This window comes from Kitasatospora sp. NPDC034023, assembly GCF_055575795.1.
The window spans coordinates 1-22,973 of sequence record NZ_JBVIRY010000024.1 but is presented as its reverse complement, the minus strand read 5'-3'; the positions used below and the strand labels follow the sequence as shown (position 1 = coordinate 22,973).

Below are 22,973 nucleotides of genomic sequence, written 5' to 3'. Positions count from 1 at the left end.
TGGGTGAGCAGCATCGTTCCGGCTGGGCCGGGGCCGCGTCAAGAGCGACAGGGGAACGAGTCGGGGAAACCCGGTCGTAGGTACGATTCCGGCGTGGACGTGGACGAAACACGTGAGCGAGCGCGGCTCGACTGGCAGGCCGGGGCGATCTTCCGCCCGGTCCGGACCGGCAACGCCTTCGAGGAGACCGTCGAGCGGCTGCTCCAGGCGATCAAGCTCGGCGTCTTCGGCCTCGGCGACCGGCTGCCCGCCGAACGGGACCTCGCCACCCGGCTCGGCGTCAGCCGGGAGACCCTGCGCGAAGCGCTCCGCACACTGCAGCAGACCGGCTGCGTCGAACCCCGCCGCGGCCGGTACGGCGGCACCTTCGTCACCTACCGGATGCCGGCGCCGGACGTCGCCGACCTGCGCCGCGCGGCCCGCGACCTCGGCGGCGCGCTCGAGGACGCGCTGACCTACCGCCAGGTGCTGGAGATCGGCGCCGCCGAGGCGGCCGCCCGCCGCCCCCTCTCCCCCGAGCAGCGGGCCCGCCTGGAGAGCCGGCTGACCGACCTGGAGGGAGCCCCGCCCGAGCAGTACCGTCAGCTGGACTCGCGCTTCCACCTCGCCATCGGCGAGCTCACCGGCTCCCCCACCCTCGCCGCGGCCATCGCCGAGGCCAGGATGCGCCTCAACGACCTGCTCAACGCCATCCCCATGCTGGACCGGAACATCGAGCACGCCGCCGAGCAGCACCGGGCGATGGTCCGGGCGATCCTCGCCGGCGACGGTGACGCCGCCCGACGCGCCACCGAGGAACACCTCGCCGCGACGGCCGCACTGCTGCGGGGCTTCCTGGCCTGAGGCTGCCGGACCGCTCCGTACGCCCGCCGTGACCGCCCACCCCTCTCCGCTGGTCACTCCTCCGACGCTCTTGGTCACTCCTCCGACCGCCCCCTGACCGCCGCCCGGGTCCTCCGGACGATCGGACGATTACCCGCACCCCGGCCGCGCCCCTACCGTCGGGGATCACCCGCAGGTCGCTGTCGCCCGGTCGGGCCGGTCGCGGGAGGCGGGCGTCCGCACCGGCTCCGCAGAGAGTCGTGCACGGTGTCCGTGGCGTTGAACTTCCGCATGGCGAAGCAGCTGACGGGCGGCCGGGTGCTGCTGTGGTCGCTGCTCCCGCCGCCGTGACCTCGCCCCGGATCCGCCCGCCCAGTCCATGTACACCGGATGACCGCGCGGGCCGTTGGAACCGCCGTACTCAACGACGACATCCTCCTGGAGGCCAGTCCGGGGAAAGCTCAGTTGCCACCGCCACGCTGGAACGCGGACTTTCCGTGAGCGACGTCCTGACCGACCTGGTGGCGCGTGGGCGGAGCGGGTCCACCGTCCCGGTGCTGCGGCGGGCGGGGAAGGTACCGCAGGCGGACGATGTCCGGGCTACAGGCCGATGTCCGCATCAACGAACTGCGCCTCCGGATGCGTTGAAGTACTGCATCCTGATCCTGGGCCAATCGATGGGGCACGCATGACGGGTCCTCAATCCGCTGTCCGGCCGCTGGCTGCCGGATCACAGCCACCTCCAGCGGCATGTCGGCTCGGCGGTCGCCTACAACGTCTGGCAGTACTACCAGGCCACCGGGGACCGGGACTTCCTCGCCACGGCCGGCGCCGAGATGCTGCTGGAGATCGCCCGCTTCTGGTCCTCCGCTGCCACCTACGACCGGGCCCGCAGGCGCTGGTCGATCCACGGGTTGCTCGGCCCTGACGAATACCACGACGCCTACCCGTGGGAGACCCGGCCGGGCGTGGACGACAACGCGTACACCAACGTGCTGGCCTCCTGGGTGCTGGGCCGCGCCCAGGACGCCCTGGACGTCCTGCCCGGCTACCGCCGCGACGAACTGCGCGAGCGCCTCGCCCTCGACGACCTGGAGCTGGAGCGCTGGCAGGCTCGACATCGTCCAGGCCTGGCGCGCCAAGGGCGCCGTCACCGCGATGACCGGCGACGGCGTCAACGACGGCCCCGCCCTGCGGCAGGCGGACATCGGCGTGGCCATGGGCCGACGTGGCACCGAGGTCGCCCGCCAAGCTGCCGACCTGGTCCTCGCCGACGACGAACTCGCCACCGTAGTCGGCGCGGTGGAGGAGGGCCGCCGGGTCTACGACAACGTCCGCCGTTTCCTCGTGTACGGGCTGTCCGGCGGCGCGGCCGAGATCCTGGTGATGCTGGCCGGCCCGCTGTTCGGCCTCGCACTGCCGTTGCGGGCGGGCCAGATCCTCTGGATCAACCTGCTCACCCACGGCCTCACCGGTGTCGCCATGGGCGCGGAGCCGGTTTCCCCCGGCGCGATGACCCGGCCCCCGCGCCCGCCACACCAGCACATCCCGGGTTCCGGTGTGTGGCAGCGGGTGCTGCTGCTGGGCTTCGTCGTCGCGGCGGCCGCTCTCGGCGCCGGGCTCTGGGCCCACGGCGGTGACCGCCCGTGGCAGTCCGTCCTGTTTCTCGCCTTGCTGGCCGCCCAACTCGGCGTCGTCCTGGGCCTGCGCGAACGGCTGCTGACCCGCGCGAACCTCTTCCTCCCGCTGGCCGTCCTCACCTCCGGCGCGCTCGCGGCCGCCGCCCTCTACCTGCCGTTCCTCCGCGACGTGCTCGACACCGTGCCGCTGTCCTGGAGCGACTTCATCGCACCCGCGGCCGCCGGGGTCGTCGGGTTCGCGACAGCCCGGCTGTGCAGGCAAGGGGTCTGACGCCATGTCGAACGCCCTGGGTCACCGACCTGTACGAGCTGCCGATGGCCCTGTCCTGCCAGCAGGGCAGCTGCGGCGACGTGGCGACCCCGAGGTCGGCATCGCGGCCCGTCCCACAGTGGAGTCCCGCGATAGGACCGCGACCACCATCAGACCCGTGAACGTGCGCGCCGCGACACAACCGGTTGTCTGGGACGCACTGACCAGTCCCGACGGCGAGGCATCGGCAATCGCTGGTGCAAACGGGGCCGGGTGCCCCTTCGGAGGATAGGGGTGAGCGGGTAGGTTGGCGGGCCGGGCAGGGTGCCCTGAAGGCCGGAAGCGGGTGGGGCATGATTGCCGGGGCGGTTGTGGACTGCGGGCTGTACGAGCTCGGGCGCAGGCTGCCCGGGACGGTGGAGCTGTCGAAGGTCCTGGAGCGGATCGGCGAGGGGCTCGGCCGGTTCGTGTGGATCGGCCTGTACGAGCCGACCGCGGAGCAGTTCGCGGAGATCTCGGCGGCGTTCGACCTGCATCCGCTGGCGGTGGAGGACGCGGTGCGCGCGCACCAGCGGCCGAAGCTGGAGCGGTACGGCGACACGCTGTTCCTGGTGCTGAAGACGATCACCTACGTCGAGCACGACAAGGTGACGGCAACCAGTGAGATCGTCGACACCGGCGAGATCATGGTCTTCGCCGGGCCTGGCTTCGCGATCGTCGTGCGCCACGGCAGCGCCAAGTCCCTGACCGGGGTACGCAAGGGCCTGGAGGCCGCCCCCGATCTGCTGGCCCTCGGCCCGGCCGCCGTTCTGCACGCGGTCGCCGACCACGTGGTCGACCAGTACCTCGACGTCGCCGACAAGTTCGAGCGCGACGTCGAGGAGCTGGAGTCCGCGGTGTTCTCCCACGAGCGGACCGACGACGCGGGCCGGATCTACCAGCTCAAGCGCGAACTGCTGGAGTTCAAGCGCGCGGTCGTGCCGCTCGGCGCACCGCTGCAGCGCCTTGCGGACGGAACGATCGCCCTCGTGCCGGCGGCGATAGCCGCCTATCTGCGGAACGCCGCCGACCACCACACGCAGGCCAGGGAGCGGATCCTGGCGTTCGACGAGCTGATCTCCAGCATCCTGGACGCGAGCATGGCCCGGCTGTCGATGCAGCAGAACACCGACATGCGCAGGATCAGCGCCTGGGCGGCCCTGGCCGCCGTGCCGACGCTGGTGGCCGGCGTGTACGGGATGAACTTCGACAACATGCCGGAACTGCGCTGGACCTACGGATACCCGGCGATGCTGCTGTTCACCAGTGTGGTGTGCGGGCTGGTCTTCCGGGCGTTCCGCCGCAACGACTGGCTGTGACGGCGGTGTCGGCCCTGGGCGGGGCCGGCACCGGGTGCTCATCCGTCGAGGTGGATCCAGGTGGCGATGAACGCGACCCAGGCGAACAGGGCGGTGAAGGCCAACAGCGGAGCGAAGCGGGGCACGGTCGTTCCTTCCGTGGGGGGCGGGTGATGGCGGCGAGGATCAGGCGAGGCCGAGCCAGCCGAGGACGGCCTGGACGAGCAGGATCGTGGACATCCCGGCGACGCCGACGACCACCGCCGTGGCCGCGACCCGGTAGCGGGGGCTGTTGGCCGCCTCCCCGAGGACGGATCGGCGGTTGGTGAGGACCAGCAGGTAGACCAGCACGATCGGGCTGATCAGGCCCTGAAGGACCTGGGTGCCGATCAGCAGCTGGATGACGTCCACCGGGGTGAGGGCGACGATCGCCCCGAGAGCGATCTGCGCGGTGAACACGCCGAGGAACAGGGGCGCGTCGCGGAAGCTGCGGGAAACCGAGCGTTCGACACCCGCTGCCTCGCCGACTGCGTAGCTGGCCGAAAGCGGGACGACGGCGCCGGCGAGGGCGGAGGCGCCGATCAGGCCGAAGGCGAAGAGCAGCTCGGCGCCGTGCCCGGCCACGGGCTTGAGGGCCTCGGCAGCCTGCGCGGCGGACTCCAGCGGCCCGGTGCCGCCGATGGCGGAGGCGGTGGCGATGATGATGGTCAGACTGATCAGGCAGGCGAAGACCGCGCCGAGGACGGCGTCGGCCCGGATCAGCTTGTAGTCCTCCGGCTTGGCCCCGCGGTCGACCACGCCGGCGGCGGCGTAGAACTGCATGTACGGGCTGACGGTGGTACCGATCAGGGCGACAGCCAACAGGATGAAGTCCTTACTCGGCTCGATGTGCGGGACGGCCAGGTGCTCGCCGACCCGGCTCCAGTCGGGGTGGCCGAGGACCATCGCGATGGGGTAGGCGAAGAAGGCCAGCGACATCACCAGGAAGATCCGCTCGGCCCACTTGTAGGAGCCGAACAGCACCAGCGACCACAGCAGGAATGCAGCCGGCGGGATGACCGCCCACTTGGGGACGCCGAGGAGTTCGAAGGCGGCGCCGATGCCGGCGAACTCGCTGACGACCAGTCCGGTGTTGGCCAGCCCGAGGCAGAACACCGCCAGCGCGGTGAGCCGGAGGCTGAACTGTTCGCGGATCAGCGCGCCGAGGCCCTTGCCGGTGTGGGCGCCGAGCCGGACCGCCATCTCCTGCACCATCACCAGCGCGACGGTGACCAGCACCATGAAGAACAGCGTGCCGTACGTGAACTGGGAACCGGCCGAGGCATAGGTGGCGATGCCCGCGGCGTCGTTGCCGGCGTTCGCGGCGACCAGGCCGGGGCCGGCAATCATCGCGATGGCCGCGATGCGGCGCCGGCCCTTGCGCCGGGCGGGCGAGGCCGCGGCGACGGCCGGCGCGGCGGTGACAGGGGCGGTGTCGAGGTCGCGGGTCACTTGAGGAGCCTCCGGAAGTGCAGGCGCCCGCGCTCGGGCAGCAGGGTGTCGAGGATGTCGTCGGCGAGGATCCGGCCCAGCGGGCGCTCGGTCTCGTCGACCACCAGCAGGGAGGTGGCCCGGGCGGCGACCAGCTGATCGGCGGCCTCGGCGAGGCGGGTATCGGGGCGGACCGTGACCGGCGGACCGAACTGGGCCAGCCACTCCACCAGATCCCCAACCGGCGCGGCGTCCTCCGCGACCGCCACGTCGAACAGCGGGATGTCGCCGACCAGTCGACCATCGTCATCCAGCACCACCACGGAGTCGATCTCGGTCCGGTGCTCCGCCTGCGCGGCCAGCTCCGCCCTCACCTGGGCGACCGTCTGCCCGGCGCGGGCGGTGACCAGCACGGTGGTCATCGCACCGCCCGCCGTACCCTCGCGGTGGGTCAGCAGGGCGCGCAGCTCCGACGCCTCGCCGACCGGCATCCGGGCGAGCAGGTTCTCGCGCTCGCCCGGCTGGAGGTCGCGCAGCGCGTCGGCGGCCTCGTCCGGCTCCATCTCGTCGAGCAACCGGGCGGCGTGCTCGGGCGGCGCCTCGCGGAGCAGGTTCTCCAGCTCGGCCGGTTCCATCTCCTCCAGGGCGTCCGCGGCGTGCTCCGGCTCCAGCCAGCCAAGCAGCTGCTGGCGCTCGTGCCGGCCGAGGTCCTCCAGGATGTCCGCGAGGTCGGCTGGGCGCAGCTGGTGCAGGGCGGAGCGGGAGGCGCGCAGCCGTACCTCGGCGGGGCCGTGGGTGGCCTGCTCGCCGAAGGGGGCGACGGACTGCCAGTCCAGGACGCGGTCCGGGGTGGGGCGCACCTGCCAGCGGCGAGGGCCGAGCCGGCGCAGCAGGGTCGCCAGCGACACGTCCACCCCGATGAGCACGGTGCGGTCGACCTGTGGCGCCAGGTACAGGTCGGCGGCGCGGGTGACCTGAACGCCGTCCACGTCCACCAGCTGGTGGTCCATCACCTCGCGGGCGAGCAGCACCTCGCCGGGCCGGCGGACGTACTCGCGCAGGTCGACGCGGGAGGTCCGCAGTCCGACCCGCCCGGCGTGGATCTTGCCGATGGCCGTGGCGGGAAGGAAGGTGCGGCGGCGCCCGATCCGGAGGATCAGTCCGGTGACCGGCGGGTACGGCTCGGGCCCGTAGAGGCGGGCGACGATGTCGACGACGCGGCCGACGTCCTCGCCGGGCTGGTTGGTGACCGGGCCGCCGACCAGCCCGGCGACAGAGACCAGGGAGGCCCGGACCGTGCGGGTGGTGGCGGCACGGCGCTCGAGATCGACCTTGCGGTCGCGCAGGCGGGCCGTGGTGGACATGAGCAGAGTGGTGGAAGCCATGGGTGAGCACCCCCTTGCCTCGGCTGGGACGAGGCATCAGGCGGCACCGGGGCACACCTCCACATTCCCTGGCTCGTGCGGCAGGCCGTGCGCGGGGTGATACCGCCGCACGGCAACGCGTCTCGCCGTGGTGCCGAGCGAGAAGGCCGCTACGGGTTGAGCGATTCAGGGAAGGAGGGGCTGCCCCGGGCCGGTGAAGGACGGCGAGGACAACACGATGAAGGGCCGACTATGGCCCGGACTACTGTCCATCTCGCCTCCTCCCGATCACGGCCACGATCCGACGTCGCGGCGGCACGGCAAGGGGAACCGGGCCCACAGCCTGGTACACCCCCAACTCGTCAGAGCTTTGGCACTCCACGGCGTGTCCCGCGTTCTGCGGGAAGCCACTTGGGGTCACCCCTTAGGTCGGGGAGACCTGTCCTGATCCGGAGCGTCTCTCGACGGGTGGGATCAGTGGCCTGTGTCCGTGAAGACGCCTCACCGAACGAGGTGTCTGTTCAAACCTGCGCAAGGATAGGCCTACCCAGCTCGCGAAGCCCAATCCTTGACCGGACCTTGACTCGCTCGGGCAGGGGGTCCCGATCACAACGGCCGCCCCAGGAGGCACCGCTGGAATCTCGGAACCCGTCGACTTGCGGGTGGTACGACCGGCCATGCCGGCAGGCGAGCAGTGCGGGCGGCACTCGGGACCGCAGACATCCGCCGGCGCATCGAGGAGTGGCGTCGTGCCGCTCAGTAGGGCAGTCGGCGGCCGGACGGCGTTCGCAGGTCCGGTGGCGGGGGCTCGTGGGGGCGAGTCGGCCGGGTGACGACCTTGATCCGGACCATCGTGGCCACCTCCTCGTTCGGGCTTCGTGCTCCGCTCTGCCGTCGCCGGACGGGGACGTCACGGGTGGGGCCTCCGGGCTCCGGCAACTGGGCCGGTCGGCCCTCGTGGCGAACGCCGTGCCCACCTAGCGTGGGAGCAGGATCCAGGTCACCGGGCCGAGGAGGACCGCCATGACATCCGCGAGTTCCGACAGCACGACGCGTTCCGTCGTCCTCGGCGTCGATGCGAACGACACCGGCCGGATGAGCGCCGCCTGGGCCGCCGACGAGGCCGACCGCCGGGGGCTGCCGCTGCGGCTGGTGCACGCCGTCCCGTCACTGTTCCGCGAGTTCCGGCCCTTCGACGAGGGCCGCTACCACAAGGCGCTGCGCGAACGGGCCGACCAGGCGCTCGACCGGGCCGCTGCCGTGGCCCGCGAGCGGCACCCCGGACTGACCGTGACCACCTTCGTGGCCGAGGACGTCCCGGCTCCCGCACTGTGCCGGGAGTCCCGCCACGCCGCACTCGTCGTCGTCGGCTCGCGCCGACTGAGCCGGGCGGCGGAAGAACTGAGCGTCTACTCGGTGGCCGTCCCGGTGAGCGCTCAGGGCCACTGCCCGGTCGTCGTCGTCCGCGATCCCGAGCACATCACCCAGGACCCGCCGTACGTCGTGGTGGGCGTGGACGGCAGCCCGTCCTCGGACGCCGCCCTGGACTTCGCCATCGACCTCTCCGCCGAACGGCACGCCGCCCTACGGGTCGTGTGGGCCTGGCAGCGCCTGCCGGTCGCCCATCTCGACGAGTCAGCCGCCGAGCAGGCGCTCCGGCGGATGCTCTTCGAGACCACCGCCGGGCGCCGCGAGCTCCACCCCGACGTGGCCATGACCCACGAACTGGTGCGCGGCCACCCGGTCGAGGAACTCGCCCGCGCCTCCGAGCACGCCTTGGCCGTGGTGGTCGGCCGTCGCGGCAACGGCGGCTTCACCGGTATGCGCCTCGGCTCCGTCCCCCACGGCCTGCTGCACCGGGCGCACTGCCCGGTCGTGACCGTGCCAGCTCACCCGTAGCGGAACGGGACGTGGTCGGCAGCGACGAGACCCACCAGCACGTCCTGGCACGACTCGCCGACCGGGAGAGCGAGTTGCGCGCCCTGGCACCCCAGGTACTGGTCTCCCGCTCTGGCTCTGCCGTGACCGCCGAGGCCCTGAAGGCTGCGGCGACGGCCGGCTGCTCGTCCTGGGTCGCCGGGTCCGGCGGATGCCGCTCGGAGCCCAGCTCGGTCCGGTGGCGCACGCTGCGATCCATCACGTCGGTTGTCCGGTCGTGATCGTCCCGCACCGCTGTCGTGCCCGTCCGGCGACCCGATCCGGTCCGAACGGCCCACCTCCGCGCGGAAGTGCCGGAGCGAGAATGGAGTCGACGAAAGGTGGAAACCATGCACACCGTGATCGTGTACGAGAGCATGTACGGCAACACCCGGGAGATCGCCGAGGCGATCGCCGAGGGTGTCCATCAGGCCGACCCCGGAGCGGCCGTGGACTGCCTCCCGGTTGCCGAGGCCGACGTCGGGCTCATGCGGTCGGCGGACCTGCTGGTGGTCGGCGGCCCGACCCACATGCACGGCATGTCCTCCGGACTCAGCCGCCGGATGGCCGCCACGGCCGAGGCGCACAAGGAGGGCCACGAGGAGGCCGCCGCCGAAGCGCGGGAGACCGTCGAGGGTCCGGGCCTACGCGCCTGGTTCCACGACCTTCCGAAGACCGAACCCGGCACACACGCCGCCGCGTTCGACACCCGGGTCGACATGCCCCGGGCCGGCGGCGCGGCCAACGGCATCGCCCACCGGCTCTCCCACCACCACTACGACGTGGTCGCCGAACCCGAGGGCTTCATCGTCGAGGACAACGACGGCCCGCTGCGCGCCGGCGAACTCGACCGCGCCCGCACCTGGGGCGCGAACCTCGTCTGACGTCCGATCGGGCTCCGGCCGGCTCCGCTCCAGCCCGGGGCTGGTCAGCAGGGCCCGGCATGACGGTCCTCCGCCAGTCCTCGCTGTCCCGGATTGGCGAGCACGTTCGGGTATCCCGTCTGCCCGGCCTGCCGTACGGCGTCGACTCGCGGTCGTCCGGGGCATCCGGGCCGGAGGAGTGCGGCGGCCACAGCAGGGAGCCGGCCGCACGGGCCCTCCGGGACCGCTGCGCGTGCCGCAGGTGCGGCCTCGTGGATCACCCTGGCCCGGGCGGCGTACCGGCGATCGCGCGAGACTGGTCGAGGGGCGGAGGACTGGGAGTGGACGGGATGTCTGACGGCGGAGGCGGCGGTTGCCCGCATTGGTCGGCGAGCTGGCCGGTCTGGTCCGGCTGGCGCACACCGCCCTGCACGGTGCGACGTCCGTCCTCACGGACCCGGCCGACGGCGGGGACGGGATCCCGGGTGCTGAGAACGCGATCAGGCCCTCCAGCAGGGCTTCGAAGACGCCGGCGTCCCTCCACTGCCGGAAGCGGTTGGAGACGGTCGACCAGGCGCCGAGCTCCTGTGGCATCTCCCGCCACTGCCCGCCTGTCTTGAATCGCCAGATCACGCCCTCGAACTGCTGCCGCAGCCGCTCCGGGTACGGGCCGTACTCGCCGATCGGCAGGTATGGCTCGATGTACTCCCACTCCGCATCCGTAAGTTGCGCTCGCGTCACGCAAGATGGTTGATGTGTGTCGTTGACTGACGCGCAGTGGGCGCGGCTCGAGCCGCTGCTGCCGGAACGAACACCCAAGCGAGGTCGGCGGTGGCGTGATCATCGGCAGGTTATCGACGCGATCGCATTCAAGTACCGCACTGGGACTGCGTGGACCGACCTGCCAGGACGGTTCGGATCCTGGAAGGGGGTCTATAACTGGCTACGGACCTGGGCGCGCACGGCGTCATGGCGCATCCGCGGCCGGCGGCCGTCCGGCAGTACCGTGACGGCTGCGAGGTGGATGTGGTGCACGACGTGCTGGACCGCGACCCACCGCTACCCCGGCTCGCCCTGCGGTGCCAGGCCGGTGTTCCGGCGATCACCCGGGGCGCCAGCTGCCCGCCAGGATGAACCGCCAGACCCGGGCTCTACGTACTTTCTGGTAGTGGTCAACAGAGATGAGACGTACGGAAAGTGGTGCGCATGACCCAGCTGGAGCGGAACTGCCCAGCGGCCCTGCTGCTGCTCGAGGGGGCCGGTCACGGACACCGCCGCCGTGCTCGCCGCGGCCCGCGGCCTGCACGCCTGGGACCCGCGGCGGCCGGCGGTCGGACAGTTGCTGGAACACCTGCTGGACCACGGCGACGACGCCCGGGCCAGGTCTCCGCACCAGGGCCGGAACCAGCTCGCACCGTTCGACGACTCGAACGTCATCCCCATCCCGACGGCCCGCATCGAACGCCGACAAGCCGTCACCGGCCTCATCAACGAGTACCACCGAACAAGCTGACCATCCGACAAACCCCCGGCTCACAGCCGGTGAAGCCATTTTGAAGCACTACGGGCCACTCGGCCTGGATGATCTTGCAGTGTTAGGATTTTCAGGTCGGAGTAACTCGCCACAGGCTCCGATGCACCCTCGTTAGAGATGAACGGAGAGTGTCGTGCCGAAAACCCACACTACTCCGGCGGGAGAATTTTCGCCGACGTTATTGTCAATAGCTTTGACCGGTCCTCACGGCGTCGGATCGATTTGCCCTTCCTGGCTGGAAGACCAGCTGATACGCGAACCCCACGAGGTCCGTTCGAGCGATGACGTCCTTTTGTTTTACGGACCCGGCATGACCCAGGAAGTGAGGCGGTTCTCGATCGAGTCGGACGTCGAGCTGCCGCCTGTCACGACTGTGGGCTCCGCTTACGGTCCCGTCCCAGCCGGGCCGTACGGAACGGACGAGTGCCATGGGTAATGACCAGAACGGCTGCGAAGTGTCCCAGCCGGTCGGCGACTGCGTTCTCAGCTCGGTCCAGGTCAGGATCCTGGAGGGCATTGCGGCCGGCTTCTCCAGCGGGCGACTTTCGAGAGAGTTATACCTCAGTTCGAAGACCATCGACTATCACGTCCGCGTCATGTCCGACAAGCTGCAGGCGCCGAATCGTGTCGCGTTGGTTTCGAGGGCGTTCGTCCTCCAGATTCTGCGAACAGATTCATGGCCCCCGCGCATTGCGTATGAAGCTGTGGATTAATGCCCGGCGGTTCGCGAGATCGTAATCCACACGTTCTGCACGAACTGCATTTTGTGTCATGTTTCCCGGACGTTTACTTTATCTCGCTCCTTCTGGTCAGGTCGGAGGTCAGACGCTGACCGGCCACGAGTGCGCGGGCCAAGCCGTGACCTGGCTCGGCGATCTGCTGCAGCGTGGCGTCGATGTCGGCCGTGGACGTGGTGGTCACGACTGCACCGGCACCGGCGCGACGCCGCCAACCGGCACCTCGTGCCCACCATGATCTGGCGGGGGGTCCGCCGCGTGGCCACCGAGAGGGGGACCTCGTCCTTGCGTGGCAAGGGCATTCCCAAATCGATGGTCGTCAATGTTCCTCCCCTGAATGAACCGGCCAGGTGCCGGGGTCGTCGATGTCTGCTGACGCCGGTGCGGCGTCGAGGCCGGTCAGCAGCCCCACCACGACCCTGGTGATGTTCTGCGCGGTCAGCCCGCAGGCGGCGAGCACCTCGGCCCTGGTGCCGTGGCTGAGGAACCGCCTCGGGATGCCGAACTCGCGCAGCGGGGTGTGCACGTCGGCGTCCCGCAGCGCCTGCGCGATCGCGGAACCGACACCACCCGCGCGGCTGTTGTCCTCGACCGTGATCGCGAGCCGGTGGCGGCGGGCCAGGTCGGCCAGCGCGGGGTTGACCGGGGTGACCCATCTCGGGTCCACCACCGTCACCCCGATGCCCTGTGCCCGCCCACCGTCGGCGACGGTGAGCGCGAGCCCGGCCAGCGCACCTACCGCGATGATCAGCACGTCCAGCCGGCCGGAACGGCGCAGCACGTCAATCCCGTTGAACGTGGCGGTGGCGGGCAGGTCCTCACCGGCGGGGCCTTTGGGGAACCGCAGCAGTGTCGGACCTTCGTGCCACGCCACCGCCTCAGCCAGCAGTTCGGCCAGCCTGGTGCCGTCCCGCGGCGCCGCGATCCGCAGCCCCGGCACCACCTGCAGCACCGACAGGTCCCACATGCCGTTGTGGCTCGGCCCGTCGTCGCCGGTCACCCCGGACCGGTCGAGGACGAACGTCACCGGGCGGCGGTGCAGCGCGACGTCCATGAGCAGTTGGTCGAGCGCGCGGTTGACGAACGTGGAGTAGATGGCCACCACCGGGTGCACACCGCCCATGGACAACCCGGCGGCCATCGTGACCGCGTGCTGCTCGGCGATGCCGACGTCGATCACCCGGTGCGGAAACCTGCGCTGCAGCGGCAGGAGCCCGGTCGGCTCGGTCATCGCGGCCGTGATCGCCACGAGGTCGTCGCGCTGCTCGGCCAGTTCGACCAGCTTCTCGCCGAACACCGACGTGAACGACGGGGGCGATACCTTCAGTGCCTGCCCGGTGTACGGGTCCATCGGTTTGACGGCGTGGCCGAGATCGAGGTCATTGGTCTCGGTGTGCCGGTATCCCTTGCCCTTGGCGGTGATCACGTGCACCACCACCGGCCGGCCCAGTGCGACCGCGCGGCGCAGGGAGTCCTGGACGGCGGGGAGGTCGTGACCGTCGACGGGGCCGAGGTAACCGAGCCCGAGTTGTTCGAACACGCCCGGCCCGCGCCCGGCGCGCAGGTCGGCCAGGTGCTCGGCCAGCCCGCCGACGGTCGGCGCGTAGGAGCGTTGGTTGTCGTTGAGCACGATGACGAGCGGCCGCTCCGGCCCGCCCGCGATGTTGTTGAGCGCCTCCCAGGCCATGCCGCCGGTCATCGCGCCGTCGCCGATGATCGCGACGGTCGCCCGGTCGCGTCGGCCGAGGTGGGCGTCCGCCCTGGCCAGCCCGTCCGCGTAGGACAGCGCGGTGGACGCGTGCGAGTTCTCCACCAGGTCGTGCTCGGACTCCTCCCGGCTCGGGTAGCCGGAGAGCCCGCCCGACTTACGCAGCCGGTCGAACCCGGCCTGGCGGCCCGTGAGGATCTTGTGCACGTAGGACTGGTGCCCGGTGTCCCACAGCAGCCGGTCCCGCGGGGACTCGAACACCGTGTGCAACGCGATGGTCAGCTCGACCACACCCAGGTTGGGCCCGAGGTGTCCCCCGGTCGCGGAGACCCGCTCGATCAGGAACGCGCGGATCTCCCCGGCGAGGTCGCGCAGCTCCCCGGCGGTCAACTCACGCAGCCGCGCCGGGTCGCGCACGGTTTCCAGCAGCGCCATGTCGAACAGTGCTCCTCACCGGGCGTGGTGGGCGGCCGCGGCCGCCCACTCGGTCAGTTCGGGCCGACTGCCCGGCGCGATGCCGGTTCGGCCGACGATCGGTCCCGACCGGTCACGGCGCGTCCGCCACTCCGGTCAGCCGCGTGGGCGGGAAGAACACGATGTCCTCGGTCGCCACCCGTTCCACGGACGTGTCCGCGTAACCCAGTTCGGCGAGCCGGTCGAGCAGCTGGTCGACGAGGATCTCCGGCGCGCTCGCCCCGGCGCTCACGCCGACCGTGCTCACGCCGGCCAGCCACGTGGGGTCGAAGTGCGTCACGTCCGGCACCAGTTCAGCCCTGCCGCCGAGCCTGCGCGCCACCTCGACCATCCGGATCGAGTTGCTGGAGTTGGTCGAACCGACCACCAGCACCAGGTCGCAGCGGTCCACGATGGCCCGGATGCCGTCCTGGCGGTTCTGGCTGGCGTAACAGATGTCGTCGGTGGCGGGCCCGCGCAGGTCGATGAACCTGCGCTGGAGCACGGCGATGATGTCCCTGGTCTCGTCCACCGAGAGCGTGGTCTGGGTGAGGTAGGCGACTGCTGCGTCGGAGGGAAGGTCCAGTGCCTCCGCGTCGGCAACCGTCTCGACGATGATCGTCTGGTCGGGAGCGTGCCCGTAAGTGCCCTCGACCTCCTCGTGGTCCGCATGCCCGACCAGCAGCAACGTCCGCCCGTCGCGGGCGAACCGGCGGGCCTCCTGGTGCACCTTGGCCACCAGGGGGCAGGTCGCGTCGAGCACGTCCAGCCCGCGTGCCTCCGCGTTCTGCCGCACCTGCGGGGAGACGCCGTGCGCGGAGAAGACACACACCGCGCCCTCCGGTACCTCCTGCTCGGAATCGACGAACCGGACTCCCCGGCGCTGGAACTCGCGCACCACGTAGTGGTTGTGCACGATCTCCTTGCGGACGTAGATCGGCGCGCCGTGCTGTTCCAGCGCGAGGTCGATGATGGCTATCGCCCGGCGTACACCGGCACACAAACTCCGTGGCTCGGCCAGCAGGACCCGCTTACCGTCACTCATCCCACTCCGTTCCGTGCCATGACGTTTGCGTTGAAACGCCTGGCCTGCGTTGCCGAACAGGGCATCCACGCCGGTCGGTAGAAACCGGGCCCTTCTGGGGAAGTCTTGTCTGCCGTTTGGTGCCGGCTTAATAGCCGGACTCGAAGTACGGCCTTGGGTGCCGCCCAGCAGCTACCAATCTGCACAGTACTCCAATCCGGTCCTCACACCGTCTCCGTTTGGGGTTTTTCCTAAAGTCGAAGCTGCTCACGCCGCGTCGTTGACACGACCGGGACCGTCCTCCAGGATGGCATCCAATAGCCGCCGCTCAATTTTGGGCGACTCAGGATTCCGGATCGTGAGAGCGGCCCTGCATTTCGAACGAGGCGCCGCTCGTGCCGCAAGCCACGGAATCCGGTCCGGCGATCCTCGTTAAACCACGTATCCTCGCCAAAATTCATGACGCGCGCAGCGCAACGACCGAAGCAGGCCATTCGCCAACGTCGTCGGCATCAGAGCTCTGGAGGAGTGACCGTGTCAAATCTGCTGGATGAACTTTCGAGTTCCCCTCAGGCAGCGCTGGAGCCTCAGGACGAGGTAAGAATCGTTGGCCAGTACTACGACGACAAAACAGCCAGGCTTGTCCGCAAATACGGGCCCGGCCCCAGGATTCACTACCACGTGGGTCACTACCCTTCGGCTGAAACGCCGCTGCATCCCGACGATGTGACGCCGGATGCCATTCGCCGCAGCATCCGGGACCACCAAGAGGGTCTGCTGCGGTACGCGGCCAAGATCTGGGGCGCTGAACACCGGCTGTCGGGGCGAATCCTGGACGTCGGCTGCGGTCTCGGCGGGGGCTCGCTCTTCTGGGCGCGGGAGTACGGCGCCGACGTCACGGCGGTCACCAATGCGCCGGAACACGCGCCGATCGTCAACAAGTTCGCGCGGGAATGCGGCGTGGACGAGCGGGTCCGAACCCTGGTCTGTGATGCGATGCATCTCCCCCTGGACGGCCCCTATGACGCAGCAGTAGCGATCGAGAGCAGCGGATACTTCAACCGTCCGCAGTGGTTCGAGCGTCTGGCGCAGGTGCTTCGTCCGGGCGCGAGTGTGTGCATCGAGGAAGTGTTCATTACACGCCCTCACGGGGCCGATGTGTGGGCCGAATACTTCTACACGAAGCCGGCCACGGTGCTCGACTACGCAGAAGCCGCGCAGGCTGCGGGCTTCGAACTGGTCGATGAGGTCGACGCCACGTCAGAGACCCTGCCGTTCTGGGAGGAGAGTGTCGCCTGGACGAAGGCGGTACTGGACACCGACAGCAGCCTCTCTGCAGTTGACCGCAGGAACCTGAGGATATCTCTGCTGGCGAACCAGGCGCTCTGCGCTGAATGGCAAGCAGGAGGCATGCAGCTGGGCTTCTTGCGCTTCGAGCGTAAGTGAGCGCGAAGAGTAGCAGACAGCCGGTTTGTTGACCTGGCAGCACTGGTTACCAGTGGTTGTCAGTAGATCACGCAGGCGCTGGGCTGGGGTTCCCCAGCCCAGCGCAGCGGGTTTCCGCCCGCCTTTCGATGTGACTGCCGCCTAGGTGTCGCCAACCATCTCCTCGACGCGTTCCCCGGCTCGTGGCTCGCGGTCGACCCGCAGGATCTGCGGTGGCGTACCAACACGATCATTCGCGGGCTCACCGCCGGTACGGCTGAACCGCCGCCGACTTCCCGCCACCTTCACGACGATACGGAGTTCCTCATGACGCTCGGACAGTCTCCCGCTCACAGCGACGTCCGCAACGTGTACGACGGGTTCGGTCGGATCTACGGTTCCGTCTGGGGCCCCAATATCCACTACGGCTACTGGGAGAACGAGGCCGACGACAGCTCCGTCGAGGTGGCCACGGACCGCCTGACCGACCTGATGATCTCTGGTCTCGCCGCACAGGCCGGCCAGCGGGTCCTGGACATCGGCTGCGGCATCGGCTACCCCGCGCAGCGGCTCGTCCGCACTTGTGACGTGAACGTGGTGGGCATCACCGTCAGCCACATCCAGGTGGAGGAGGCCACGGAACTCGCCGCCGAGGCCGGGCTCGCCGACCGGGCCACGTTCCAGTTCGCGGACGCGATGGACATGCCCTTCCCCGACGGCTCGTTCGACGCGGCCTGGGCGTTCGAGTCGATGTGGCACATGCCCGACCGGGCCCAGGTGCTCTCCGAGGCCGCCCGCGTGCTGCGCCCCGGCGGCCGCCTCGCCATCGCCGACGTCATCCAGCGCGACCCGATCAGCCCTGAGGGACGCGTGGTCCTGGACCACATCTCCGAGAACTACGCGGTGCGCTCCCTGGGCACTGTGGACGAATACCGGGTGGCGTTGGCCGCCCACGGTTTCGTCGACGTGGAGATCCGTGACATCACCGACAACGTCATCCGTACCCTCGGGCTCATGGCCGACGCCTTTGATACTGTCCGCGACAAGCTGGCCGACCTGGTCGGCGAGGAGCACGCCGAGTCGCTCATCCACAACGTGCGCAGGTTCGGGGCCATCCCGGAGAGCGGCTACCTCTTCCTGACCGCGGTCCGCGCCTGACCGCGGGCGCCGTCCCCGGTTCTCAGCTCGGCGTCTCATGGCGCAAGGCTGGGGTCGAGGTACTTCCTGACGCTTCCTGAACAGGGCCCTCCGGCGGTTGAGCGAGATGTCTGACGTCTCAACTCGACGTCCGGAGGGCCTCGTTGTTTGTCCATCCTGCATCACCGGACCTGCCGCACGGCCCATCAGCAGTCCGACAAGCCGAAACGGCCCGCCAGTTCAACTGACGGGCCGTCACGCCGTGCTGGGGCTAGCCGGCATCCGGATCTGTAGAACCCAGGATCCTCACCGCAGGGGTCAGCGTGTCGTCCAGATCCCCGACGACCGCCCGGATGCCCGTCCTCACTGCCGTACCCGCAACTCGGTCAACGCCCGAAGCGGAAACACCGGCCGGTGATGTGGCGGCTGCCCTGGCGCCAGGGTCAGACCCGGCATCCTGGTGGCGATGGCCTCTACCGCGATCTCCAGTTCCGCGCGGGCGAATCCGGCTCCGAGGCAGAAATGGATGCCGTGCCCGAACGCGAGATGCGTGGCAGACCGGCTGTCCGGACTGAACGCGGCCGGACATGCGCGAGAGCGGCTGTCCCGGCCGGCCGCTCCGTACAGCAGAAGCAGCCGACTCCCCGCGGCCAGGTGGACGCCACCGACCACTACGTCACGGACCGCGGTCCGGTACATGCCCGCCAGCGGGCTGTCGAACCGCAGCCCCTCCTCGACGAGGTCCCGTACGGCGATCGTCCCGTCGACGACCTCGGCCCAGCCGCCGGGTGACTGAAGCTGCTGGTAAAGGATCGTGCCGAGCGCCTCGGCACAGGTCATGTGTCCCGCGAAGATCAGGGTGGGGACCTGGACGGAAACCTCGTCAGCGGTGAGCGTGCGGCCCGCCTTGCCGTCGTGGAGCAGCTCACTGATCAGGTCGTCCTGCGGTGCGGCCAGCCGCTCCTGCACGAGTGAACGGGCGAACGCTCCGAAGTCCATCAGCCCGCGGGCGAATTCACGCAGCCGCTCAGGATCGGCGTTGCTCTGCGACATCATGAGCTCGATGCGCTGCTCGGACCACGTGCGGCAGCGGTCGTAGTAATCCTCCGGGACCCCGAGGCGCCGGCAGATCACCTCGAGGGCGTACGGAACGGCGAACGCCGAGATGAAGTCGAACTCCGTCAAGACCGCGGCACGCTCGACGAGGTCGGTGGCGATCGCACGGATCGTGGGTTCGAACGCTCTGACCCTGGCCGGCGTGAACCCGGCGTTGAGCACTTCCCTGACCCTGGCGTGCTCGGGCGGGTCGAGTGAGCCGACGGCCACCGCATCAGCGCCGCGCCAGGTGCGGAACATCCGACTCACGTCCTCGGGCAGTGCGGCCGCGGGACGAGGGTTGTGGTCACGCGCCGAGAAGCTTTGGTCGTCCCGCAGCACGGCAACCATGTCCTCGCGCCGGGTGACGCACCACGCGCCGAGCAAAGGGGCGTAGAACACCGGTTCCGTCTCTCCGATGTCGGCCAGAAATGAATACGGGTCGTCGCGATGTGCGCCGTACGGGTCGAACGACCTGACTTCATGCAATTGCTCAGAATCAACTGGCATAGCCATTCAGCCTCTCAAGCTTTCGGTGAACCATTCCCGGCAATGATCAGTGACGTCGTGTGATACTGCTCGGCCCGCCGGGGCGACCCAGGGTCGCAACGTCCGCCCGTCGCGGGCGAACCGGCGGGCCTCCTGGTGCACCTCGGCCACCAGGGGGGCAGGTCGAGCACGTCCAGCGCGCGCCGTGCTGTTCCAACGCGAGGTCGATGACGGCTATCGCCAGGCGTACACCGGCACAGAAACCGAGCCCTTCTCAGGAAGTCTTGTCTGCCGTTTGGTGCCGGCTTAATAGCCGGACTCGAAGTACGGCCTCGGGTGCCGCCCAGCAGCTACCAATCTGCACAGTACTCCAATCCAGTCCCCACACCGTCTCCGTTTGGGGTTTTTCCTAAAGTCGAAGCTGCCCACGCCGCGTCGTTGACACGACGGGAGAGGTCGTTCAGGATGACAGGCGGAACGATCACGCAAATTCCGGTGCATCACTCCGGGTCCGGATTGCGCGTAGCTGCGGGAGCTGCCTACGCATTGACCTGTAGTGAGATCGGGTGATCATGAGCTTTGCGCAATCATTCGTCCATCCAGCGCAGTGATTTCCAGTGGTGCAATTCGCGAACGCCATGCGCGTAGGCTCTGACCACGAATTGGGAAGGCGCGCGACCGAAGGAGAATCCCGATCAGCGCACTCGACACCTCGTCGACCGGGCTCCAAGCCTTCCTGTCGCCGAAGATGGTGCAATCCACGGTACTGCCCGTTATGCGGCAGCAGACTTCCGCACTGCAGCCGATCCTGGCCCGGATCTGCTCCTACCACCTCGGCTTCATCGACGAACACGGTGACCCCAGCGGTGCGGAGGGCGGCAAGCTGACCCGCGCCGCCCTCATGATGGCGGCGGCTGATGGCGTCGGCCTACGGCCGGAGGACGTGCGGTGCCAGGCGGCAGCACTGGAGTTGCTGCACAACTCGACCCTGATCCACGACGACATCATCGACGCGGACGAGCTGCGTCGCGGCCGCCCGGCCGCGTGGAAGGTGTTCGGCACCAGTCTGGCCATCCTGGCCGGGGACGCGTTGCAGGCTCTTGGGCTGCAGATGGTCGTCGCCGACCCCGGCCCCGGCCGTGCGGAAATCTCCAGCCTGTTCGCCGAAGCCCTCGGTCTGGTTCTCGCGGGCCAGGCTCGCGAGCTCACCGTCCGGCTGGGTCCGGGCACCGGCATCGCGGAGTACGACCGGATCGTGGAGGAGAAGACGTCCGCGCTGCTGGAGTGCGCGCTGGTGACGCCCGCATTGCGGGCGGGCAGACCGGAGCACGTCCTGACTGCCCTGCGCAGCGCAGGCCGGCATCTGGGCCTGGCTTTTCAGATCTTCAACGACGTCGAGGACATCTGGGGCGACCCCGCAGTGACCGGCAAGCCCGTCCGGAGCGACATCCTGCGGCGCAACCCTTCTTTTCCGGTGCTGGCGGCCTTGTCCACCGACAGCCCGGCCGGCGAACGACTGCGCCAGCTGTGGCACGCCGACGGCAGCACGGCAGCGGACCTCCAGGAGATGGCCGACCTCGTCGAGGAATCCGGCAGCCGGCACACGGCCGAGCAGCTGTCCCGCAGCCATCTGGACTCGGCTCTGGAGCACCTCGGACGAGCCGAGCTGTCCCCGGCCGCGTCCGCCGAACTGACCGCCTTGTTCGACCGCATCGTCAATCGCACGCCATGACGTACATCGTGATCATCCTCGACAAGGTGGTCTGAACCTCGATTCCGGCGGAGGCCGTCAGTGAGTACCCCAGCTCAATTGCCTTTCGAGCAGACGAATGTGCTGCAACTCGCGCCAGGGCTGCGCACGCTCCGATCCCAGGGCGCGGTCCATCGGGTTCGTACTGCCGAGGGCGTCGAGGCGTGGCTGGTCACCGGTCATGCCCAGGTGGCGCAGCTGCTCGACGATGACCGGCTCAGCCGCTCCAATCCCGATCCGGAGGCCGCGGCGAAGGACAGCGGGTCGGCGTTCCTCGCCGGCCTGCTGGGCGACTTCGCCACCGACCACGCTCGGTTGCGTGCGCTACTGGAGCCGCACTTCTCACCCGAGCGGATGCTGGCGCTGCGGCCCCACGTCGAAGAACTGACCGGGCGGCTCCTGGACGAACTGGCCGGGCAGAAGTCACCGGTGGACCTGCGCCAGATGTTGGCGCTGCCGCTGCCGCTTCAGGTGATGTGCCAGTGGTTGGGCGTACCCCGGGAGGACAAGGACCGGTTCGGCAGCTGGATCCAGGACGCCGCCAACGTCGGGGACCCGGTCAGGTCCAAGCAGGGACTGGGCGAGTTGTTCGGCTACTGCAGGCAACTCGTCGCGGACAAACGGCAGAATCCCGGCGATGACGTGATCTCCCGGATCTGCGCGACCGAGGGGATCAGCGACAACGAGGTCCTCGGGCTGACGGCGTTGTTGCTGTTCGGTGGCTATGAGACCACGGTGGCCCGGATCGGCACCTGCGTGTCGCTGCTGCTGGCCAACCCCGAGCAGTGGCAGGCGTTGCTGGACGACCCGGGCCTCGTCCCCGGCGCGGTCGAGGAAACCCTGCGGATGTCGATGCCGAACCCGCACAACGGCGGCATGCCCCGTTATGCGCTGACGGACTTCGAGATCGACGGAGTCACCATCCGGGCCGGCGACTTCGTGCTGCTGAACATCATCGCGGCCAACCACGACGAGACGGCCTTCGCCGACCCCGGCCGGATCGATGTCGCTCGCAACACCGCGGACAGCCTCGTGTTCGGGCGCGGCGCCTACTCCTGCGTCGGCGCGATGCTGGCCCGGATGCAGCTGCAGGTGTTGCTCACCCAGCTCGTCGCGCGATTCCCCACCATGCGTCTGGCTGTCGGTGTAGAGGAGCTGGGGCTGCGCCACAACACGCTGATCGGCGGGTTGGTCCAGCTTCCGGTGACCTGGTGATTGGATCCTGATGCTGCACAAGATATCTACCGGCGTAGTCACGAAGAGCCCGGATTCAGTCCGCGCATATCTCCTGTTGATGCGACTGGACCGGCCTACGGGGTACGTGCTGTACCTGCTTCCAGGGCTGTGGGCCGTCGTCCTCGCCTCCGGGCGACGACCGGACCTGCTGGCGGTGGTGGTCGTCGCTGTCGCGGCGGTGCTGGTGCGCGGCGCGGCCTGCGCGGTCAACGACGTGGTCGACAGGGACGTCGACGCCCGGGTCGCCCGCACCGTGTCGCGTCCTGTCGCGTCGGGGACGATCAGCGTCGGGAACGCACTCCTGTTCGCCGCCGCACAGGCCGTGGTCGCACTGCTGGTCCTGGCGGTGGCGAACGTGGGGACAGCCCTGGTCGTCGGGGCCTCGTACCCGTTGATCGTCGCGTACCCCTTCATGAAGCGCATCTTCTTCTGGCCCTCGGCGTTCCTGGCGCTGGTGATGAGCGTCTACGTGCTGATCGGCTGGACGGCGGTGACCGGGAGCGCCGACTACCCGCTCGCGGTGTCCGGCCTGTACGCCGGCGGGGCCTTCTGGACCCTGATTCACGACACGATCTACTCCCATCAGGACAAGGAGTACGACCGGAACATCGGTGTCAGGTCTTCCGCCAGGGCTGATGCGTTCTCAGCTGGCGGGATGGACCGATTCGTCGGCTCTGGTGCCTGATGGGTGGTTTGCCGGAGTGGAAGCAAGAGACGCGACG

19 protein-coding genes, 2 pseudogenes and 1 riboswitch are annotated in these 22,973 nt (G+C 69.4%); of the genes and pseudogenes, 14 read left to right on the top strand and 7 right to left on the bottom strand.

The annotated features are described in order from the left end of the window. The first annotated feature begins 93 nt into the window (after positions 1 to 93). From ACZ52R_RS28130 to ACZ52R_RS28115, 4 genes and pseudogenes are all read left to right on the top strand, one after another. Positions 94 to 843 (top strand): FadR/GntR family transcriptional regulator, encoded by a 750-nt coding sequence (locus ACZ52R_RS28130; protein ID WP_465660727.1) that lies wholly within the window; start codon positions 94 to 96, stop codon positions 841 to 843. Positions 844 to 1,520: 677 nt separating this feature from the next. Then, a pseudogene (locus ACZ52R_RS28125) lies at positions 1,521 to 1,934 on the top strand (glycoside hydrolase family 65 protein); the annotation flags it as partial. 46 nt (positions 1,935 to 1,980) lie between these two features. Beyond that, a complete protein-coding gene (locus ACZ52R_RS28120) occupies positions 1,981 to 2,733 on the top strand; it encodes an HAD-IC family P-type ATPase (RefSeq protein ID WP_465660728.1) in 753 nt (250 codons plus the stop codon). Positions 2,734 to 3,083: 350 nt separating this feature from the next. Continuing rightward, complete coding sequence (locus ACZ52R_RS28115) at positions 3,084 to 4,070, top strand: magnesium and cobalt transport protein CorA (protein WP_465614764.1); 987 nt, start codon at positions 3,084 to 3,086, stop codon at positions 4,068 to 4,070. A gap of 165 nt (positions 4,071 to 4,235) precedes the next feature. Here ACZ52R_RS28115 and ACZ52R_RS28110 read toward each other — a convergent pair whose 3' ends face one another. After that, positions 4,236 to 5,540, bottom strand: a complete 1,305-nt coding sequence (locus ACZ52R_RS28110) for an NRAMP family divalent metal transporter (protein WP_465754380.1) — start codon at positions 5,538 to 5,540, stop codon at positions 4,236 to 4,238. Next, on the bottom strand, positions 5,537 to 6,904 hold the full coding sequence (locus tag ACZ52R_RS28105; protein ID WP_465754379.1) for a magnesium transporter MgtE N-terminal domain-containing protein: 1,368 nt from the start codon (positions 6,902 to 6,904) through the stop codon (positions 5,537 to 5,539). The genes ACZ52R_RS28110 and ACZ52R_RS28105 overlap by 4 nt, the downstream gene beginning before the upstream one ends. Before the next feature lie 324 nt (positions 6,905 to 7,228). Beyond that, positions 7,229 to 7,403: riboswitch (M-box (ykoK) riboswitch) on the bottom strand. Positions 7,404 to 7,906: 503 nt separating this feature from the next. Between ACZ52R_RS28105 and ACZ52R_RS28100 the strand changes: the two genes are divergently transcribed. Beyond that, positions 7,907 to 8,782 carry a universal stress protein gene (locus ACZ52R_RS28100; protein ID WP_465660732.1) on the top strand — a complete coding sequence of 292 codons (876 nt, stop codon included), beginning with the start codon at positions 7,907 to 7,909 and terminating at the stop codon, positions 8,780 to 8,782. Between the two features lie 368 nt (positions 8,783 to 9,150). Beyond that, a complete protein-coding gene (locus tag ACZ52R_RS28095; RefSeq protein WP_360501190.1) occupies positions 9,151 to 9,684 on the top strand; it encodes a flavodoxin family protein in 534 nt (177 codons plus the stop codon). Between the two features lie 465 nt (positions 9,685 to 10,149). Here ACZ52R_RS28095 and ACZ52R_RS28090 read toward each other — a convergent pair. Continuing rightward, positions 10,150 to 10,404 (bottom strand): annotated as a pseudogene (locus ACZ52R_RS28090) (transposase); the annotation flags it as partial. Between the two features lie 16 nt (positions 10,405 to 10,420). Here ACZ52R_RS28090 and ACZ52R_RS28085 point away from each other — a divergent pair. From ACZ52R_RS28085 to ACZ52R_RS28075, 3 genes are all read left to right on the top strand, one after another. Beyond that, positions 10,421 to 10,873: a transposase gene (locus ACZ52R_RS28085; protein ID WP_465754378.1), complete on the top strand. Its 453-nt coding sequence runs from the start codon at positions 10,421 to 10,423 to the stop codon at positions 10,871 to 10,873. A 69-nt stretch (positions 10,874 to 10,942) separates the two neighbouring features. Further along, positions 10,943 to 11,176: a hypothetical protein gene (locus ACZ52R_RS28080; protein WP_465754377.1), complete on the top strand. Its 234-nt coding sequence runs from the start codon at positions 10,943 to 10,945 to the stop codon at positions 11,174 to 11,176. Positions 11,177 to 11,625: 449 nt separating this feature from the next. Beyond that, positions 11,626 to 11,910: a LuxR C-terminal-related transcriptional regulator gene (locus ACZ52R_RS28075; RefSeq protein ID WP_360501464.1), complete on the top strand. Its 285-nt coding sequence runs from the start codon at positions 11,626 to 11,628 to the stop codon at positions 11,908 to 11,910. Between the two features lie 73 nt (positions 11,911 to 11,983). On the opposite strand, the gene ACZ52R_RS28070 is transcribed toward ACZ52R_RS28075, so the two are convergent. The 3 genes from ACZ52R_RS28070 to ispH all read right to left on the bottom strand — a co-directional run bounded on the left by ACZ52R_RS28070 (position 11,984) and on the right by ispH (position 15,140). Beyond that, a complete protein-coding gene (locus ACZ52R_RS28070; RefSeq protein WP_396238565.1) occupies positions 11,984 to 12,118 on the bottom strand; it encodes a hypothetical protein in 135 nt (44 codons plus the stop codon). Between the two features lie 135 nt (positions 12,119 to 12,253). Further along, the gene (locus tag ACZ52R_RS28065; protein ID WP_465754376.1) at positions 12,254 to 14,077 is read right to left on the bottom strand and encodes a 1-deoxy-D-xylulose-5-phosphate synthase; all 1,824 of its coding nucleotides are present in this window, start codon (positions 14,075 to 14,077) and stop codon (positions 12,254 to 12,256) included. A gap of 112 nt (positions 14,078 to 14,189) precedes the next feature. Beyond that, on the bottom strand, positions 14,190 to 15,140 hold the full coding sequence (ispH, locus tag ACZ52R_RS28060; protein WP_360263009.1) for a 4-hydroxy-3-methylbut-2-enyl diphosphate reductase: 951 nt from the start codon (positions 15,138 to 15,140) through the stop codon (positions 14,190 to 14,192). A 513-nt stretch (positions 15,141 to 15,653) separates the two neighbouring features. On the opposite strand from ispH, the gene ACZ52R_RS28055 reads away from it, so the two are divergent. Beyond that, positions 15,654 to 16,565, top strand: a complete 912-nt coding sequence (locus ACZ52R_RS28055; protein ID WP_465614758.1) for an SAM-dependent methyltransferase — start codon at positions 15,654 to 15,656, stop codon at positions 16,563 to 16,565. Between the two features lie 306 nt (positions 16,566 to 16,871). After that, positions 16,872 to 17,702 carry a methyltransferase domain-containing protein gene (locus ACZ52R_RS28050; RefSeq protein ID WP_465614757.1) on the top strand — a complete coding sequence of 277 codons (831 nt, stop codon included), beginning with the start codon at positions 16,872 to 16,874 and terminating at the stop codon, positions 17,700 to 17,702. Positions 17,703 to 18,044: 342 nt separating this feature from the next. Here the strand turns inward: ACZ52R_RS28050 and ACZ52R_RS28045 are convergent, their stop codons facing one another. Continuing rightward, positions 18,045 to 19,286 carry a cytochrome P450 gene (locus tag ACZ52R_RS28045; RefSeq protein WP_465754375.1) on the bottom strand — a complete coding sequence of 414 codons (1,242 nt, stop codon included), beginning with the start codon at positions 19,284 to 19,286 and terminating at the stop codon, positions 18,045 to 18,047. A 754-nt stretch (positions 19,287 to 20,040) separates the two neighbouring features. Here ACZ52R_RS28045 and ACZ52R_RS28040 point away from each other — a divergent pair. The 3 genes from ACZ52R_RS28040 to ACZ52R_RS28030 all read left to right on the top strand — a co-directional run bounded on the left by ACZ52R_RS28040 (position 20,041) and on the right by ACZ52R_RS28030 (position 22,936). Continuing rightward, complete coding sequence (locus ACZ52R_RS28040) at positions 20,041 to 20,997, top strand: polyprenyl synthetase family protein (protein WP_380340424.1); 957 nt, start codon at positions 20,041 to 20,043, stop codon at positions 20,995 to 20,997. Positions 20,998 to 21,075: 78 nt separating this feature from the next. Continuing rightward, positions 21,076 to 22,230, top strand: a complete 1,155-nt coding sequence (locus ACZ52R_RS28035) for a cytochrome P450 (protein ID WP_465754374.1) — start codon at positions 21,076 to 21,078, stop codon at positions 22,228 to 22,230. 79 nt (positions 22,231 to 22,309) lie between these two features. Then, a complete protein-coding gene (locus tag ACZ52R_RS28030) occupies positions 22,310 to 22,936 on the top strand; it encodes a UbiA family prenyltransferase (RefSeq protein WP_465754373.1) in 627 nt (208 codons plus the stop codon). Positions 22,937 to 22,973 lie beyond the last annotated feature (37 nt).

Bases quoted from the DNA above. Each gene is read 5' to 3' on its own strand.
- ACZ52R_RS28075 (WP_360501464.1), top strand. From the start codon at position 11,626: ATGGGTAATGACCAGAACGGCTGCGAAGTGTCCCAGCCGGTCGGCGAC.
- ACZ52R_RS28065 (WP_465754376.1), bottom strand. From the start codon at position 14,077: ATGGCGCTGCTGGAAACCGTGCGCGACCCGGCGCGGCTGCGTGAGTTG.
- ACZ52R_RS28105 (WP_465754379.1), bottom strand. From the start codon at position 6,904: ATGGCTTCCACCACTCTGCTCATGTCCACCACGGCCCGCCTGCGCGAC.
- ACZ52R_RS28050 (WP_465614757.1), top strand. From the start codon at position 16,872: ATGACGCTCGGACAGTCTCCCGCTCACAGCGACGTCCGCAACGTGTAC.
- ACZ52R_RS28100 (WP_465660732.1), top strand. From the start codon at position 7,907: ATGACATCCGCGAGTTCCGACAGCACGACGCGTTCCGTCGTCCTCGGC.
- ACZ52R_RS28045 (WP_465754375.1), bottom strand. From the start codon at position 19,286: ATGCCAGTTGATTCTGAGCAATTGCATGAAGTCAGGTCGTTCGACCCG.
- ispH (WP_360263009.1), bottom strand. From the start codon at position 15,140: ATGAGTGACGGTAAGCGGGTCCTGCTGGCCGAGCCACGGAGTTTGTGT.
- ACZ52R_RS28095 (WP_360501190.1), top strand. From the start codon at position 9,151: ATGCACACCGTGATCGTGTACGAGAGCATGTACGGCAACACCCGGGAG.
- ACZ52R_RS28040 (WP_380340424.1), top strand. From the start codon at position 20,041: ATGCGGCAGCAGACTTCCGCACTGCAGCCGATCCTGGCCCGGATCTGC.
- ACZ52R_RS28120 (WP_465660728.1), top strand. From the start codon at position 1,981: ATGACCGGCGACGGCGTCAACGACGGCCCCGCCCTGCGGCAGGCGGAC.
- ACZ52R_RS28030 (WP_465754373.1), top strand. From the start codon at position 22,310: ATGCGACTGGACCGGCCTACGGGGTACGTGCTGTACCTGCTTCCAGGG.